This is a genomic window from Roseovarius sp. A46 (genome assembly GCF_004126395.1).
GTDB classification, from domain to species: domain Bacteria; phylum Pseudomonadota; class Alphaproteobacteria; order Rhodobacterales; family Rhodobacteraceae; genus Roseovarius; species Roseovarius nitratireducens.
On the sequence record NZ_PVWS01000035.1, the window covers coordinates 1 to 15,383 of the forward strand.

General features: G+C 64.9%; 15 protein-coding genes. 10 read left to right on the forward strand and 5 right to left on the reverse strand.

Translation table 11 applies throughout. The features are described from left to right. Positions 1 to 199: 199 nt before the first annotated feature. The 9 genes from C6W92_RS15045 (at position 200) to C6W92_RS15085 (ending at position 9,777) form a co-directional block, all read left to right on the forward strand. Positions 200 to 1,126, forward strand: a complete 927-nt coding sequence (locus C6W92_RS15045) for a hypothetical protein (RefSeq protein ID WP_206735547.1) — start codon at positions 200 to 202, stop codon at positions 1,124 to 1,126. A gap of 181 nt (positions 1,127 to 1,307) precedes the next feature. Then, the gene (locus C6W92_RS15050) at positions 1,308 to 3,131 is read left to right on the forward strand and encodes a cation:proton antiporter (protein ID WP_164989256.1); all 1,824 of its coding nucleotides are present in this window, start codon (positions 1,308 to 1,310) and stop codon (positions 3,129 to 3,131) included. Positions 3,132 to 3,322: 191 nt separating this feature from the next. After that, positions 3,323 to 3,916 carry a DUF6134 family protein gene (locus tag C6W92_RS15055; protein ID WP_129434607.1) on the forward strand — a complete coding sequence of 198 codons (594 nt, stop codon included), beginning with the start codon at positions 3,323 to 3,325 and terminating at the stop codon, positions 3,914 to 3,916. Positions 3,917 to 3,928: 12 nt separating this feature from the next. Beyond that, the gene (locus C6W92_RS15060; RefSeq protein ID WP_129434609.1) at positions 3,929 to 4,606 is read left to right on the forward strand and encodes a response regulator transcription factor; all 678 of its coding nucleotides are present in this window, start codon (positions 3,929 to 3,931) and stop codon (positions 4,604 to 4,606) included. Further along, a complete protein-coding gene (locus C6W92_RS15065) occupies positions 4,603 to 5,958 on the forward strand; it encodes a HAMP domain-containing sensor histidine kinase (RefSeq protein ID WP_129434611.1) in 1,356 nt (451 codons plus the stop codon). Before C6W92_RS15060 ends, C6W92_RS15065 begins: the two co-directional genes overlap by 4 nt. Before the next feature lie 95 nt (positions 5,959 to 6,053). Next, a complete protein-coding gene (locus C6W92_RS15070) occupies positions 6,054 to 6,641 on the forward strand; it encodes a thermostable hemolysin (RefSeq protein WP_129434613.1) in 588 nt (195 codons plus the stop codon). A gap of 5 nt (positions 6,642 to 6,646) precedes the next feature. Beyond that, complete coding sequence (locus tag C6W92_RS15075) at positions 6,647 to 8,080, forward strand: AMP-binding protein (RefSeq protein WP_164989257.1); 1,434 nt, start codon at positions 6,647 to 6,649, stop codon at positions 8,078 to 8,080. Then, the gene (locus tag C6W92_RS15080; RefSeq protein ID WP_129434617.1) at positions 8,077 to 8,868 is read left to right on the forward strand and encodes an SDR family NAD(P)-dependent oxidoreductase; all 792 of its coding nucleotides are present in this window, start codon (positions 8,077 to 8,079) and stop codon (positions 8,866 to 8,868) included. Before C6W92_RS15075 ends, C6W92_RS15080 begins: the two co-directional genes overlap by 4 nt. A gap of 48 nt (positions 8,869 to 8,916) precedes the next feature. Further along, positions 8,917 to 9,777 (forward strand): TauD/TfdA family dioxygenase, encoded by an 861-nt coding sequence (locus tag C6W92_RS15085; RefSeq protein WP_129434619.1) that lies wholly within the window; start codon positions 8,917 to 8,919, stop codon positions 9,775 to 9,777. A gap of 163 nt (positions 9,778 to 9,940) precedes the next feature. Here the strand turns inward: C6W92_RS15085 and C6W92_RS15090 are convergent, their stop codons facing one another. Both C6W92_RS15090 and C6W92_RS15095 read right to left on the reverse strand, forming a co-directional pair. Further along, positions 9,941 to 10,321 carry a hypothetical protein gene (locus C6W92_RS15090; protein WP_129434621.1) on the reverse strand — a complete coding sequence of 127 codons (381 nt, stop codon included), beginning with the start codon at positions 10,319 to 10,321 and terminating at the stop codon, positions 9,941 to 9,943. Between the two features lie 78 nt (positions 10,322 to 10,399). Then, positions 10,400 to 11,659, reverse strand: a complete 1,260-nt coding sequence (locus C6W92_RS15095) for a glycerate kinase (protein WP_129434623.1) — start codon at positions 11,657 to 11,659, stop codon at positions 10,400 to 10,402. 88 nt (positions 11,660 to 11,747) lie between these two features. On the opposite strand from C6W92_RS15095, the gene C6W92_RS15100 reads away from it, so the two are divergent. Continuing rightward, the gene (locus C6W92_RS15100) at positions 11,748 to 12,611 is read left to right on the forward strand and encodes a 3-keto-5-aminohexanoate cleavage protein (RefSeq protein ID WP_241691180.1); all 864 of its coding nucleotides are present in this window, start codon (positions 11,748 to 11,750) and stop codon (positions 12,609 to 12,611) included. Here C6W92_RS15100 and rfbA read toward each other — a convergent pair. The 3 genes from rfbA to rfbB are packed head-to-tail and all read right to left on the reverse strand — an operon-like array spanning position 12,608 to position 15,383. Further along, positions 12,608 to 13,480, reverse strand: a complete 873-nt coding sequence (gene rfbA / locus C6W92_RS15105) for a glucose-1-phosphate thymidylyltransferase RfbA (protein ID WP_129434627.1) — start codon at positions 13,478 to 13,480, stop codon at positions 12,608 to 12,610. The two genes, C6W92_RS15100 and rfbA, sit on opposite strands and share 4 nt — an antisense overlap. Beyond that, positions 13,477 to 14,343: a dTDP-4-dehydrorhamnose reductase gene (gene rfbD, locus C6W92_RS15110; protein ID WP_129434629.1), complete on the reverse strand. Its 867-nt coding sequence runs from the start codon at positions 14,341 to 14,343 to the stop codon at positions 13,477 to 13,479. The genes rfbA and rfbD overlap by 4 nt, the downstream gene beginning before the upstream one ends. Further along, a complete protein-coding gene (rfbB, locus tag C6W92_RS15115; protein ID WP_129434631.1) occupies positions 14,340 to 15,383 on the reverse strand; it encodes a dTDP-glucose 4,6-dehydratase in 1,044 nt (347 codons plus the stop codon). The genes rfbD and rfbB overlap by 4 nt, the downstream gene beginning before the upstream one ends.

Here is a 15,383-nt window from a genome sequence, read left to right on the forward strand (position 1 = left end):
GGCCTGTCCACCAACCGAGCGGCCGAAGCAGCCCGAAAGCCGCTGGAAACAAGCTGCCTGATGCCCGGCATGGCCCTCACATCGGCGCGTCGGCGCAGCAGAAGGCGTTGTTCAGACTTTCCTCAAAAGCTGTCCATTGTTCAATTCGTGCCTTCTGCTAACCTGCATTTGGATGTGTTAGCCAGACGGGGACGAGATGATGTTCAATCCCACCGCTGTTGTGGCAGCTGCGTTTGGCGATCACCTCGCCGAGACGTATCTTCGGTATTTTTCCGGTCGCAAGTGCGAATACGCCGCGTTTCTGAGCGGGAGCGCGCGCATGTTGTTGGAGCGCCTCGGTAATTCCGACGCCCTTTACCACAACGCCGAGCACACCATGATGGTTACGTTGGTTGGCCAGGAGATCATCCGCGGTCAGCTTGTGACCCGCGCCGTCAAGCCTGAGGACTGGCTCCACTACATCGTGGCGCTGCTGGTCCATGACATAGGCTTCTCCCGTCACGTCTGCGAGGGGGATACCGACAATGAAGTCGTGATCAACGAGGCAGGCGACCGGATTTGCCCACCGCGCGGCGCATCGGACGCGTTTCTCGCCCCGTACCATGTCGATCGTGGCAAGATTTACGCTCGCCAACGCTTTGCCGAATCCGGGCTGATTGACCATGAGCGGATCGCGGCGTCTATCGAATACACCCGGTTTCCGACCCCGGATGACCCGGCGTATTCAGACACCGAGACGGAGCCCGCTCTCGTGCGCGCCGCCGACCTTATCGGCCAGATCGCCGACCCGTTCTATCACCGCAAGATCAATGGGCTTTACTATGAATTCGTGGAAACCGGCTTTGCACAAAAGCTTGGCTACGACACGCCCATGGATCTCATGGATCAATTCCCGAATTTCTTCTGGCAGCAGGTGCAGCCGCTCATCGGCCCGGCTCTCAGGCACCTGGAGCGGACCATGGATGGCAAACAGTGGGTGGCGCAGCTCTATAATCACGTCTTTCAGGTGTCACATCGTGCGAGTTGCCTAGGGCCATTTCCCGGCCCGCCGGATCAGTCTGGGTGGAAAGGTGAGAATTCCGCTCCCGGTGGGCCCTCGGGTCCGGCTCCGGTGCCCGGTGGATGATGGAGTGCCGCCGGCGGCAGGGCCCGTGGGGCAAACGGCTCGATCGGCAGGCCAGACGCGCCGCAACGTATTGCACCAATGAATTGACGGGGCTGATCCGCTCCTGCGAATGCAAGCCGGCCGTGTTTGACCCATGACGCCCCGCGGTTTCAGTTCACGCTACTTGGGCGGACTGATTTCCATGGCCATCGCTGCGCTGGCCTCTTCTCCCGCGCATGCCGCGGGCGGCGCAGTTCCGACACTGGTCGCTGAAATCGGGGCAAGCCTGCTGTTCGCAGGTGGCCTTGCCGTTGTCTTTGCACGGCTTGGTATTCCGTCGATCGCGGCGTTCATACTTGCGGGGGTTGCCCTCGGGCCAATCGGGCTTCAGGTGATCACGGATCCCGGCAACATCGAAGCCATCGCGCAAATCGGATTTGTTCTGCTGCTGTTCGTGATCGGGCTTGAAATTGACATGCCACGCATACTCGCCAGTGGCAGGACGCTCTTGCTCGCAGGATTTCTTCAGTTCCCGCTTACGCTTCTGTTCGGGATGCTCTTCACGAAACTGCTGATGCTATTGGGCATCGGGGGCCTTCTCACAGAGGCGCCGTTGTCGCCCCTGTACGTGGGCATCGCGATCTCGGTTTCATCTTCGCTGCTTGTTGTGAAACTGTTCCAGGAGCATTTTCAGCTTGATACGCGCCCCGGTCAGATTTCCCTCATTATCCTGATATTTCAGGATATCTGGGCAATCGTCGTCACCCTCGTTCAGCCCAGTTTGGGCAACCCGGACGTTTTCGCGGTCCTCAGTTCCTTCATGGGTATCGGCCTGTTGATCATCGTCGCGGCGCTGCTTTCGCGTCTGATCGCCACGCGCGCCTTCGGCTGGATCGCCAAGAAACCGGAGCTCATCCTGCTGGGCGCAATCTCATGGTGCTTTGCCATTGTCGCCTTGGGGACGAGTTTCGATGGTCTCACGCATATGCTTGGCGTTGACATGAAGCTTGCGGTCGGTTCGGGCATGGCTGCCCTGATTGCCGGCGCCACAATTGCGAGCTCTCCTTACAGCGTTGAGATCGTTACCAAGGTCGGCCTCGTTAAGGATTTCTTCGTGACGCTGTTTTTCGTCGGGCTTGGAATGAGCATCCCGGCCCTGACATCATGGGAGGTGCCGCTCCTGGCCTTGCTCGTCGCCTTCATGGCGCTTCTCGCCCGCCAGTTCGTGTTCTTCCCGGTTTTCTACTTTCTCGGAATCGATCAGCGGAGTGCGCAGGTAAGTTCCATCCAGCTCGCGCAGATATCGGAATTTTCCCTCGTCATCATGTTTCTTGGGCTGGAGTTGCAGCACATCAGCCAGGAATTCGCAGCCGTCGTCATTCTGGCCTTTGTGATTACGGCTGTCTTGACCACACCGCTGTTTGAAAATGCCTATCATATCCATGACGCGGTCAAGGGCGCGCTCCACAGGCTCGGCTTTCGCGAACCCGGTGGCGAAGAAGAAGAGAGCGAGCATGAAACGATCCTCGGCATGCTCGGCATTCACCGCGATGCGTCCTCTTTCCTCGAAGAATTGTCCCGTCACCAGCCCGAGTTGCTGAAACACACGTCCATCGTCGACTTCAATGTCGCGCTGCACCCGTCCATCAGGGCGCTGGGCGCGCATGTCGTCTATGGGGATATCTCGAATGAAGAGGCTCTGCTTCATGCAAAGATAGATCGCGCCCGGATCGTGCTTTGTTCGATTCCCGACAATCTTCTGCGCGGTATTGATACCGCGGCCCTGGTCAAACTGGTTCGCCATGTCAATCCGGGGGCCACGATCATTGCGAACGCAATCCACATCTCAGACTGGCAGAAGTTGCGAGAGGCTGGCGCAGATATCGTCTACTTGCCTCACCTGGAAGTCGCCAAGACAATTCTCGACGCGTTCAACCATGCCTACGATCAAGAGATAGAGGTTTACGAGGCGCAACAAATCGAGCGTTTCGGCACACCGGAGAGCCGGCACGAAATCATGGATTAAGCCGACGCTCGCAATACCCCGAGCGATCCGCCCACCTGCATTCACCGGAAAAGTATGCCCCAACGACCGGATCGGCGCCCCGATCGGACCGCACGTCAGCTCGGTTTCACGTCGGCCGTAAGCCTTCTGTAAGCCGGGTGCGTCACGAGCCTGATCAGCATCACGCTTGCATACCAACGACGGAGACAGACATGCGTATCCTCTCACTCGCCGCGGGCCTCATTCTGGCCCTCGCCCCCTCTCTCAACGCCGCGTCTATCCCTGCGGGGGGACATCTCGAATTCGATGTCGTCCGAAAGGGCAAGGACATCGGGGATCACGGCTACCGCTTCAACGGCTCCGATGACGCGCTCACCGTGAAGGTGACCACCGATATCACGGTCAAGGTCCCGATCATCAGCGTCACCGCCTACAGATTTCAGCATCAAAGCGTCGAAAACTGGTCCGGTGGCACGCTGACTTCGGTGCGCTCGGCCACCAACGATGACGGCACGCCGCACCAACTGGCCACCGGCGGCAACGGCGTACTTCCGGCGAGCCTCTGGAACGACGACATCCTGCGCGCCGGCAAGCTGTTGAATACCATCGACGGAAGCATCATGAGTGTCCGGGTGAGCGATATGGGCACCGAGCAGGTGACAACCCGCCGCGGGCCGGTGGCCACGCACCATTACCGTCTTTCGGGCGATCTGAACCGCGACCTGTGGTACGATGCGCAGGGCAATCTTGCACGCGTCTCCTTTACGGCAGAAGATGGCACGACGGTAACATACGTCCGCAAATAGGACCTTTGCCCAATGCGGCTCTTGTACGTGGAAGACAATGAAAGGCTGGCGCAGAACACCTCCGCCAGTCTTCGGGCGAACGGGTTCATAGTGGACTGCGTACATTGCGGAGAGGACGCTGTGCATTCTGCCCGGTCCTACGATTATGACGCGATCATCCTGGACCTCGGCCTGCCGGATATCGAGGGGCTGTCAGTCCTCAAATCGATCAAGGCCGCGAAACCCGAGGTGCCTTTCATCATCTGCACGGCACGTGACGCGCTGGAAGACCGGATCAAGGGGCTGGACGCGGGCTCGGACGACTACATCGTAAAGCCGTTCGACGCCGCCGAGTTGCTGGCGCGCATCCGGGCGGTGCTTCGGCGGCCCGGCGGGGCGCTCGGAGTGACGCTGATGACGGGCAATATCACCTTCGATACCTCGTGCCGCAGCGTGGAGATTGGCGGCACTCCGGCGCACCTGTCACGGCGAGAGCGCGATCTCCTGGAACTCTTCATGCGCCGCAAGGGGCGAATCTTGTCGAGGGACACCATCGAGAACGCGCTTTACGGGTTCGACGAGCCCCCTACGCCCAATGCCATCGAGGTGGCCACGCACCGGCTCCGCAAGAAACTCGTCGATATGGACGCAAGCGTGGCGATCCACACCCTTCGGGGCATCGGCTACTTTCTGGATGACGACGGCGCGTGACAGGGCTGGCGATACTCTTTGGCGAGGCAAACTCGCTTCGGCGGCGACTGATCGTCAACATCCTGCTGGCGGTGGGCTTCTGCTTCGCGCTGGCCTCTGTGATCCTTAGTTATGAATTCTACGAACACCTTGCCGAGAACCGCAACGAGGCGCTGGCGCGCGAAGCCACCGAAATCGCCGGACAGATATCTCCCGCCGCGCCCGATCTTGGGCTCGACGCGGGGGCGCTGAGATTTCAGGGCGATGGGGGGCTTTATCGGCACACGGTTTTCGACGAAGCAATGCGGCCGGTCATCGGCGGCGAGGCGGCTGAAGGGCTGGCGGATCGCGTCTCGGACGCCGCGATGGGCGAACCTCGCTTCCTGGAGCTGGGAGATACCCGCACCGGGGCCGCACTCATTGTAGAGCGTGAAGGCCGACGCTTCGTGGTTCTGGCCTCCACTGCGGCGGGGCATTCGGAAGAGAGCGATTGGGCTGAGCTCATGCACGAGGTCAGCGAGGAGGTCCATTGGCTGGCCATCGGGATCGCGGCCATCCTCTTCTCTGCCATACTGGCCACGCGCCGGTCTCTGGCACCGCTCCGGCGGGTCTCGGGCGAGGCCGGGGCGATTGGGCCCGGCACGACGGACAGGCGGCTTTCGACCGCGCAACTGCCCGCCGAGATCGTACCGCTGGTGATGGCCGTGAACGAGGCGTTCGACCGGCTCGACCGGGGCTACCGTGCGCAGCGGGATTTCTCCTCGAACGTGGCCCACGAGGTGCGCACGCCGCTGGCCATCCTGCGTTCCGCGATCGACCGAATGGACGATGGGCCGTTCAAGCATGACCTGCGAAACGATGTGCATCGGCTAGAGCAGATGTTCGAGCAGCTCGTCAACCTTGCCCGCGCCGAGGCACTTGGCGTGACGGCATTCGAAGAGGTGGACCTGCACGAGGTCGCGCTTCGCGTGGCGCAGGAGATGGGCGTTGCGGCCATGCGCGATGGCAAGCAGCTTGCCGTCACCGGTGCAGAAAGCGCCAAGATACACGGGCACGCCGGGCTTCTGGCCATTGCGCTCGGTAACCTGTTGCGCAACGCTATCAACTATACCGATGGCACCGGCGAGATCGAGATCGAGATCAGCGATACCCCCGCCGGCTGGCATGTGCTGGATCGGGGCCCGGGCATCCCGGACGCGCAGAAGGCCCAGCTTTTCCAGCGTTTCACGCGCGGAGAAACGGGTGGGCGCGACGGTACCGGGATCGGGCTCGCCATCGTCAAATCCGTGGCCGAGGCGCACGGGGCCACCGTATCGGTCGCCGACCGGCCAGGCGGCGGCAGCGTCTTCTCCTTCCTTTTCCCCAAGTCGTAGCGCGCCGCCGATCCGCGGCTGCCTGTAAGCCTGGCGTAAGTCTGCCGCGCCAGACAAGCGGCCATCCCAGAGTTCAACGACCGGATTGGCCAGCCATGAGAATCGACTTCCTGACAGAGCAGAGCCCCGCGCGCGCAGCGGCCGAGCAACATATCCATGACGTCTACCGCGAGGTTTACGGCGCGCGGATCACCCGGTTTGCCCCGCGCCTCGTGACGGTACAGGACCCCGCTGGCCGGATTCTCTGCGCCGCGGGTCTTCGCACCGCGCAGGACGGGTTCTTCTCGGACACCTATCTTGACGGCGGATTCGCAGGGTGCCTGCGCGATCCCGGCGGCCAGCCGGTACCACCCACGCAGATCATGGAAGTGGTCTCGCTCGCATCCAAGACGCCCTTCCCGGTTCTGGCGATGCTCGACGTGATGGTCGACTGGGGCCGCGCTCAGGGCATGACGTGCGGGGTCTTTACCGTCACCGCCAAGCTGCGCCGCCTGCTGGAGCGGACCGGGCTGGACTTTGCCAGGCTCGCCCCCGCCGACCCATCCCGCGTTCCCGAACCGGAAAGCTGGGGAAGCTACTACGCGCATGATCCCTGGGTCTGCGCCTGCACGGACCGGCTCGTCTCGCCCGTTGCGATCTCTCCGCGCACCCGCGCGGCGGGCCTGCATTGCGAGGCGTCGTGATGCGGATGGTGTTCGAGGCCCTCACGCGCCACGCGAGCGAGACCCCCGACGCGACCGCGTTTCGCGACGATACCGGCGCCGTGACGTGGCATGACCTGTCAGGCCGAGTCGCCGGCCTTGCGCAGCGGCTCGAGGCCGCGCCGCGGACGGTCGCCATCGCTGTTCCGGGCGGGATAGATTACGTGGTGGCCGACCTTGCCCTGACCCTCGCGGGCAAGCGGCAGGTGCCCCTCCCGTTCTTCTTCAGCCCCGGTCAAACCGATCATATCGTGCAGGAATGCGATGCCGAGGCGGTCATCACGACCGACAGCGACGTCTTCGCCGGATCGCCCTTTCAGGTCATCTCCCCGCAGGCCGCGCCCGCCGGGCCGCTGCCTGTCTACCCCGGCGGAGCCGAGCGAGTCATCTACACCTCCGGCTCCTCCGGCCACCCCAAGGGCGTTATCATAGGCGATCGCCAACTCGACGCCTCGCTCGCAGCCCTGAGCGACGTGATCGGCGCGGGTCCGCGGGACCGCCACCTGTCCGTTCTGCCCCTTCCACAACTGCTGGAACAGATTTGCGGGATATTTCTTCCCATCCTCGCCGGCGCGGAATGCGTGATGCGCTTCGATGCCACCCGCGCACTTCTGGGCGGCCCGATCGAGGGGTTGATCCGCGCGATGGACCAATGCCAGCCCACGACAAGCCTGCTCGCCCCGGGCATCCTGGGCCGGTGGGTGGCCGCGATCGAACACGCGGGCTTGCCCGTTCCGTCCAGCCTGCGTTTCGTCGCCGTCGGCGGTGCGGCGTCCTCGCCCGCTCTTGTCCGCGCCGCCGAGGCAGCGGGCATCCCGGTGCATGAGGGGTACGGGCTGTCGGAATGTTGCTCGGTGGTCGCCATGAACCGCCCGGGCCGCAACGTGCCGGGGACGGTCGGCCCCGTTCTGGCTTGCTCCGACGTGCAGATCGTCGATGGCGAAATCACCGTGGCCGGGCCAACCGTCATGGAAGGCTACCTTGGCGGGGCACCGGCACCCGCGCGCTGGTACACCGGTGATCTCGGGCGCATCGAAGACGGTCGGCTGGTGGTCGAGGGGCGCAAGGATGCTCTGCTGGTGACGCCTGCCGGGCGCAACATCTCGCCCGAATGGGTCGAAGCACGGGTAAATGCCGATCCGCGCGCGATGAGTTCCGCGCTCTGCCTTCGGGACCCCGATGGCGTGCTGGTGCTGATCGCTGTGCTCGCCGCGCCCATGAGCGCGCAAGAGATCGCCGCGCGGCTCCGGGATCTGCCTGGCTATGCCCGCCCCGAAGCCGTGATCTTCACCGACCCGTCGGAACCAGGCCTTCTTTTCCCCGCTGGCACCCTGGATCGCCGCGTTGCCGCCGTCATTGCCAACGGCAGGGCGGCGGAGGCTCTGCCAAATCCCCTTCAGACCGAAAGACTCGCCTCATGACGCATACCAAGACCGCCCTCATCACCGGTGCCGGCTCCGGCATCGGCCGCGCGCTCGCTATCGAGGCCGCCCGACGCGGATATACCCCGATCCTCGTTGGCCGCACGAAGTCCAGCCTGTTGGAAACGCAGGCCCTTGTCCCCGACATGCAGGCCCGAACCGTCGTTGCCGATGTCACGACCGCCGAAGGCCGCCATGCCATCGTCGAGGCCGCGGGGCACCGGCTCGACGTGCTGATCAACAACGCGGGTACCCTGAGCGTCGGCCACCTGCGCGATATTGACGATGCCGCGCTGGAACAGATGTGCGCCACTAACCTCGTGGCCCCGATGGCCGTCACCCGCGACCTGTTGCCCGCGCTCAGGCAGGCGCAGGGCCGCGTTGCCAACATCGGCTCGGTCTTTGGCGATATCGCCTACCCGTTCTTCGCCGCCTATTCCGCCACCAAGTTCGGCCTGCGCGGCTTTTCCGACGCGCTGCGGCGCGAGCTTTCGGGCTCGGGGGTGGGCGTCACCTACATCGCGCCGCGGGCCACCCGAACCGCCGCCGAGGCCGAGTTTGCAGCGTTGGTTGAACCGCTCGCCATGACCCTCGACAGCGCCGAGCAGGTCGCCGCAGAAGCGTGGGCCGCCATAAAGGCGGGCCGCCGCGAAAGTTTCCCGCGTGGCAAGGAACGGCTCTTCGTCAAGGTTCAGCGTCTGTTCCCGTCCCTCGTCGATAGATCGGTCGGTGCTCAGGCCCGCGACACCCGCACGCTCAGGGCGCTGGAGCCTGTAAGCAAGGCGTAAGCCCGTGCCGCTAACCACCTGGCAGGACATCAACAAAGGACTCCGAGAATGCACTACAACGTGATCCGCGCAGAAGAGACGGGCGCGACCGACATCACCCAAGAGGTCATCGCGCAAACCCGCGCCTGTCTGGAGGCTGACGGCTGGGCCCTCCTGCGTGGCTTCAAGTCGGACATGAACGGCTTCAGCGAGCTGACCGCGCAACTCTGCACCACGATCACCTTCGATCCGGCGCGCGAGTATTCAGAGAAAAACACGCAGAAGGTCGATGCCGGTCTCGGCCCGGTCGGCCTGCATATTGAGAACGGCAACACGCCGATCTGCCCCGATATCGTCGCCTTCTATTGCACGCGTGCCGCCTTCGAGGGGTCCCAAACCACGATCTGCGACGGGCGGGCAGTCTTCGAGAAGTTCGACGCCGGCCAGAAGGCCCGCTGGAGCCAGAAGATGAAGGTCAAGCGCAACCTCCCCGAAGAGCTCTGGAAGCGCTACCTCGCCAACGAACACCCTGCCATTAGCCACCCTGACGAGGTGACCGAGGAACATATCATCCAGTTCAAGGCCGCCATACCGGGACAGGATTTCACGCTGCGCGACGACGGTTCGATCGACTACGAACTGACGGTCTCGCCAGTCAGGCCCTCATCCCTGACCAACGGGCAGGCGTTTGCCAACGCCATCCTCGGCCCTTCGCACAATTACGAGAAACCGGAATACATGCTGGAGGACGGCTCGACCGTGTCGCCGGTCGAGATCGAGGCCCTGCGCGAGCTTGCCGAAAGCTGCACGGTGGAGATCAACTGGCAAGACGGCGACATCGCGGTGATCGACAACACCCGCGTCATGCACGGTCGCCGCGCCATCAAGGACGCCGACCGGCAGCTCTTCATCGGGATGGGCCGTGTCTGAAATCCGGCGGCGGCGGGTCCATCCGCGCGGGTCTGATCAGCTTTTGGGCTATCTGTATTCGCCAGTGAAAAGGACCTGCCCGCCGATTTGCGGGATTGCCTCCAGAGGCGCAAGGGAGCACCCCGAACCGTGCGGTTCGCGCGCTGAACCTGCAGGTTCGGGGTTACTCGATCTGCCGTCCGGGCACCACGCTGAACGGCTCCAGCCCGTCGCCGTTGATCCAGGCGTGCCCGCCATCCTCGGTGCGCACCAGCGCATAGGGCGTCCACCCCGTGCTGCGCCACCAGCTCTCGTATTCGCCGGTCTCTTCATTGGTGCGCCACCGCCCCTCGTCCGCACGCCCGCCCTCGGGCACATAGAGCGTGGTGCCATCCGGCCCGTAATACTGCCGGTAGGGCGTGCCCGACCAGGTGCCGACGATGGTGTTGCCGCCGAGCAGCGCCTCGATCTCCGGGGGTGTCAGTTTGTCCTGCACGGCCTGCGCCACTGCCGTTCCGAGGGTGGGCAGAGACAGAACCAAGCCCATGAAAACACGACGTTTCATACTGAAATCTCCCTCTTGCGAGAGGTAGTATGGCAGAAAACCCCGGTCAGCGCGACCCGTGTGCGTGGGAACGCGGCGTCATGCGGGGGCAATCAGGATGGCGCGGAAATCGTTGACATTGGTCAGCGTCGGACCCGTGATCACCTGATCGCCGAGTGCCGCAAAAAAGCTATGCGCATCGTTGCGCGCCAGTGCCGCGTCGGCATCAATACCTGCCGCCTCGGCGCGCGCCAGCGTGTCGGGCGCGATGGTCGCCCCGGCCACCTCGGCGGCGCCGTCCACCCCGTCGGTATCGCAAGCGATGGCATGAATCCCCGCCGCTCTCCCCAGATATAGTGCTAGCGCCAGCGCATATTCCGCGTTCGGTCCGCCTACCCCGTCTCCCCTGCGGGTGACCGTGAGCTCCCCCCCCGACATCAGCAGCACCGGCGCAGCCCCGGGGGCCAGCCGTTCCTGCATCTCGCGCGCCAGCGCCGCGTGCGTCCGGGCGACGTCGCGGGCTTCGCCTTCGAGGTCGTCACCGAGCGTTTTCACGCGGATGCCTTCACGCTGTGCCAGGTCTGCGGCGGCGTCAAGTGATTGAGAAGGCGCGGCAAAAACCACATTCTCGACCCGTGAAAGCCGCGGGTCGCCGGGCGGGACGACGCCGCTTTCCCCGTCCAGAACGGACAGCGCCGAGGCGGGCAGGTCGATCCCGTAGCGCGCCACCAGTGCGCGTGCCTGCGCCGCCGTGCCCGGCTCGCCCACCGTCGGGCCCGAGCCGATCATCGCCGGATCGTCGCCAGGCACGTCCGAGATCATAAGCGCCAGCATCCGCGCCGGATGGGCGGCAGCGGCAAGCTGCCCGCCCTTGACCGAGGACAGGTGCTTGCGGATCAGGTTCATGTGGCCGATGGGCGCGCCCGAGGCCAGCAGACCTGCGTTGACCGCCTGTTTCTCCGCCAGCGTCATCTCGCCCGCGGGCTGCACCAGCAGCGACGACGCCCCGCCTGAGATGAGCGCCAGCACCGTGTCGTCCTCTCCCAGCCCGTCGAGCAGCCGCAGCATCCGCGCGGTCGCCGCGCACCCGGCCTCGTCCGGCACCGGGTGCGCGGCCTCGACGATCTCGATTCCCGCGCAGGGCCGCCCGTAGCCGTAGCGCGTGATGACCAGCCCTTCGCACGGGCCCCATTCCGCCTCGACCGCCTCGGCCATGCGGGCGCTTGCCTTGCCCGCGCCGACGATCACGCAGCGCCCCGCGGGACGCGGCGGCAGGTGGGCGGCAAGGCTGCGCATCGGATCGGCAACGGCCACGGCGGCGTCAAAGAGGCTGCGCAGCAAGGCAAGCGGATCGGTCATGTCGGTCGGCCCTTTCGGAAAATCATGGCCCGGCGGGAGGATGCGCGATATCGTTAGGCCAATGCGTGGCAAGAGGAAAGGTGAAGCCTTGGCAACACGAACCGATGTCGCGGGAAACCCCTGCATCCTGTGTGTGGCGATCACCGGATCGGTGCCGACCAAGGCCGACAATCCTGCCGTGCCCATTACCCTGTCCGAGCAGATCGAGTCCACCCACGCTGCGTTCGAAGCCGGGGCGGCCATCGCGCATTGCCATGTGCGCGCCGAGGACGGCACGCCGACCTCTGACCCCGAGCGCTTTGCCCGGTTGGGCGAGGGGATCGCGCGGCACTGTCCGGGCATGGTCGTGCAGTTCTCTACCGGCGGGCGCTCGGGCGCGGGGCAGGCGCGCGGCGGGATGCTGCCGCTCCGGCCCGACATGGCCTCGCTCTCGGTGGGGTCCAACAACTTCCCTACCCGAGTTTACGAGAACCCGCCCGACCTGATTGCGTGGCTCGCCGCCGAGATGCGTACCCACGAGGTGGTGCCGGAGATCGAGGCGTTTGACCTGAGCCACATCCTGCACGCGATCCGGTTGCACGAGGAGGGCGCGCTCTACGGGCGGCTATACGTGCAGTTCGTGATGGGGGTGAAGAACGCGATGCCCGCCGACCGTGAGGTGTTCGATTTTTACGTCCGGATCATGCGCACCCGCGCGCCCGAGGCCAATTGGTGCGCCGCCGGGATCGGGCCGAACCAGATCGTCGTCAACGAGTGGGCCATCGCCGCCGGGGGGCACACGCGCACCGGGCTGGAGGACAATGTACGCCTCGACCGCGCCACACTCGCCCCATCCAACGCCGCGCTGGTGCAGCGCGCCGCCGATATCTGCCAGCGATACGAGCGGCCCGTGGCCAGCCCGGCGCAGGCCCGCGCGATCCTCGGGCTGCGCCCCTGTCTTGATGGCTCCTAGCCCGCGAGGGTGGCGAGGTAAGTGCCGTAGGCGTTCTTGGAAAAGGCCTCGGCCCGGGCACGCAGTGCCGCCGCGTCGATCCAGCCCGCGCGAAAAGCGACCTCGTCGGGCGAGCCCACCTGAAGCCCCTGCCGCTCGGTCAGGGTGCGCACGAAATTGCCTGCATCCAGCAGGCTGCCATGCGTTCCGGTATCCAGCCAGGCAAAACCGCGACCCATCTGCTCAACATCGAGCGCGCCCTCGCGCAGGTAGCTTTGCAGGAGCGTCGTGATCTCCAGTTCGCCGCGATCCGAGGGGGTGATGGCACGGGCGCGTTCGGGGGCCGCGCTGTCGAGAAAGTAGAGCCCGGTCACAGCGTAATTCGAGGGAGGCACCGCCGGTTTTTCGATGATCGCGCGCGCCCGGCCCTCGGCGTCGAAATCCACCACGCCATAGCGTTCGGGATCGGAGACCCGGTAGCCGAAGACGGTGCCACCCTCTGTGCGTCGATCCGCGGCGGCAAGCACCTCGGGCAGGCCGTGACCGAAAAAGACGTTGTCACCGAGGACCATTGCCGAGGGCGCACCATCGAGAAAATCCTCTGCTAGCAAGTAGGCCTGCGCGAGGCCGTCGGGCGAGGGTTGTTCGATGTAGGTGAAATCGAGACCCCATTGACTGCCATCGCCCATGAGCCGCGTGAATTGTTCGCGGTCCTGCGGCGTTGTGATGATCGCGATTTCGCGGATACCCGCCAGCATCAGCACCGAGAGCGGGTAATAGATCATCGGCTTGTCATAGAGGGGCAGGAGCTGTTTCGAAACGGCGATGGTCACGGGGTAAAGCCGCGTGCCGGAGCCGCCGGCGAGGATTATGCCCTTGCGTTTCGTCATCGTGAAATTTCTCCAAGCTCTGTCAGGATGTCGCGCAGCCCGTTTCGCCAGTCGGGCTGTTCGAGGCCAAAGGCGTCGCGCGTGGCGCGGCAGTCGAGCCGCGAATTGAGCGGACGTTGGGCCGGGGTGGGGTAGTCGGCGGTGGAGATGTCCTCGACCGGGCAGGTGATCCCGGCCATCTCGAATATGGCGCGGGCGAACCCGGCCCAGGACGTTTCAGGCGTGCCCGCGAAATGATAGATTCCGGTCTTGCCGGGATCGGCGCAGAGCGCCCCGGCGATGTGCAGGCAGGCATCGGCCAGCGCGGCGGCGGGCATTGGCCCGCCTACCTGATCGGCAACGATGCGCAGGCGATCGCGTTCGTGCCCCAGGCGCAGCATCGTCTTGATGAAGTTGCTACCATGCGCCGAGACCACCCAGGACGTGCGCAGGATCACATGCGGCGCGCCGCTCTCGCGCACCGCCACCTCGCCCGCGAGCTTGCTGCGCCCGTAGGCTCCGAGCGGGGCGGGCGCATAGTCCGGCCGCCACGGGGCCGTGCCGGAGCCATCAAAGACGTAGTCGGTCGAGATATGAACGAGCGGGATACCGAGCGCCGCACATTCGGCGGCCATCGCGCCGGGGGCGGCGGCGTTGACCAGGGTGGCGCGGTCCTCTTCCTTCTCGGCGCGGTCCACGGCGGTATAGGCGGCGGCGTTGATGACGGCGTCGGGGGCGGTTTCACGGATGAGCGTGGCGCAGGCGTCGGGCGTTTCGAGATCGGCGCGGTCGCGCCCAGCCATGTCGAGCGTCACGCCGCGCTGCGCGCGGCGCGCGATCTCGGTGGCAAGCTGCCCGGTGCGGCCGAACACCAGCACCTTCATGCCGTCATCCCCAGCCGTGTGCCAACACCCTCGCGATCCAGAAGCGCGCGCCACCACGGCTCGTTGTCGAGAAACCACAGAACGGTGCGTTTCAGCCCTTCTTCAAGGGTCACTGAGGGCCGCCAGCCAAGCTCTTCGCGGATACGCGCCGGGTCGATGGCGTAGCGCGCGTCGTGGCCCGGACGATCCGCGACAAATGTGATCTGACCGGCGTAGGAGCCGCTCTCCCTGGGCCGCAATTCGTCAAGAATGCCGCAGAGCGTGCGGACAAGCTCTAGGTTGCTGCGCTCGCTCTCACCGCCGATATTGTAGCTGCGCCCCACCATGCCCTTTTCCACCACCAGCAGAAGTGCGTCAGCGTGGTCCTCGACGTAAAGCCAGTCGCGCACCTGTCTGCCATCGCCGTAGATGGGCAGCGGCTTGCCCGCGAGCGCATTCAGGATCACCACCGGGATGAGCTTTTCGGGGAAATGGTAGGGGCCGTAATTGTTGGAGCAGTTGGTCAGGACCACCGGCAGGTTATAGGTTTCGTGCCAGGCGCGCACGAGGTGATCCGACGCCGCCTTGGACGCGGAATAAGGGCTGCGCGGGTCATAGGGCGTGGCTTCGGTGAACTGCCCCTCGGCCCCGAGCGAGCCGTAGACCTCGTCGGTGGAGATATGGTGAAACCGGAATGCCCCGGGCTTGCCCGCCTTCGTCCAATGCGCGCGCGCGGCCTCGAGCATGTTGTAGGTGCCGGTGATGTTGGTCTCGACAAAGGTGCCGGGCCCGTCGATGGAGCGGTCAACGTGGCTCTCGGCGGCGAGGTGCATCACCGCGTCCGGCGCGTAGGTGGAGAAGATGCGGTCGAGCGCCGTGCGGTCGCGGATATCGGCGTGCTCGAAGGTATAGAGCGGGCTGTCTTCCACCTCGGCGACGTTGTCGGGGCAGGCGGCGTAGGTGAGCGCGTCGAGGTTGACCACCTCGTGCCCGCGCGCCACGGCCAGTCGCACCACCGCCGATCCGATGAAGCCGCAACCGCCGGTGACAAGGAGCCGCAT

Bases quoted from the DNA above. Each gene is read 5' to 3' on its own strand.
- C6W92_RS15045 (WP_206735547.1), top strand. From the start codon at position 200: ATGTTCAATCCCACCGCTGTTGTGGCAGCTGCGTTTGGCGATCACCTC.
- C6W92_RS15050 (WP_164989256.1), top strand. From the start codon at position 1,308: ATGGCCATCGCTGCGCTGGCCTCTTCTCCCGCGCATGCCGCGGGCGGC.
- C6W92_RS15055 (WP_129434607.1), top strand. From the start codon at position 3,323: ATGCGTATCCTCTCACTCGCCGCGGGCCTCATTCTGGCCCTCGCCCCC.
- C6W92_RS15060 (WP_129434609.1), top strand. From the start codon at position 3,929: ATGCGGCTCTTGTACGTGGAAGACAATGAAAGGCTGGCGCAGAACACC.
- C6W92_RS15070 (WP_129434613.1), top strand. From the start codon at position 6,054: ATGAGAATCGACTTCCTGACAGAGCAGAGCCCCGCGCGCGCAGCGGCC.
- C6W92_RS15075 (WP_164989257.1), top strand. From the start codon at position 6,647: ATGGTGTTCGAGGCCCTCACGCGCCACGCGAGCGAGACCCCCGACGCG.
- C6W92_RS15080 (WP_129434617.1), top strand. From the start codon at position 8,077: ATGACGCATACCAAGACCGCCCTCATCACCGGTGCCGGCTCCGGCATC.
- C6W92_RS15085 (WP_129434619.1), top strand. From the start codon at position 8,917: ATGCACTACAACGTGATCCGCGCAGAAGAGACGGGCGCGACCGACATC.
- C6W92_RS15090 (WP_129434621.1), bottom strand. From the start codon at position 10,321: ATGAAACGTCGTGTTTTCATGGGCTTGGTTCTGTCTCTGCCCACCCTC.
- C6W92_RS15095 (WP_129434623.1), bottom strand. From the start codon at position 11,659: ATGACCGATCCGCTTGCCTTGCTGCGCAGCCTCTTTGACGCCGCCGTG.
- rfbA (WP_129434627.1), bottom strand. From the start codon at position 13,480: ATGACGAAACGCAAGGGCATAATCCTCGCCGGCGGCTCCGGCACGCGG.
- rfbD (WP_129434629.1), bottom strand. From the start codon at position 14,343: ATGAAGGTGCTGGTGTTCGGCCGCACCGGGCAGCTTGCCACCGAGATC.
- rfbB (WP_129434631.1), bottom strand. From the start codon at position 15,383: ATGCGGCTCCTTGTCACCGGCGGTTGCGGCTTCATCGGATCGGCGGTG.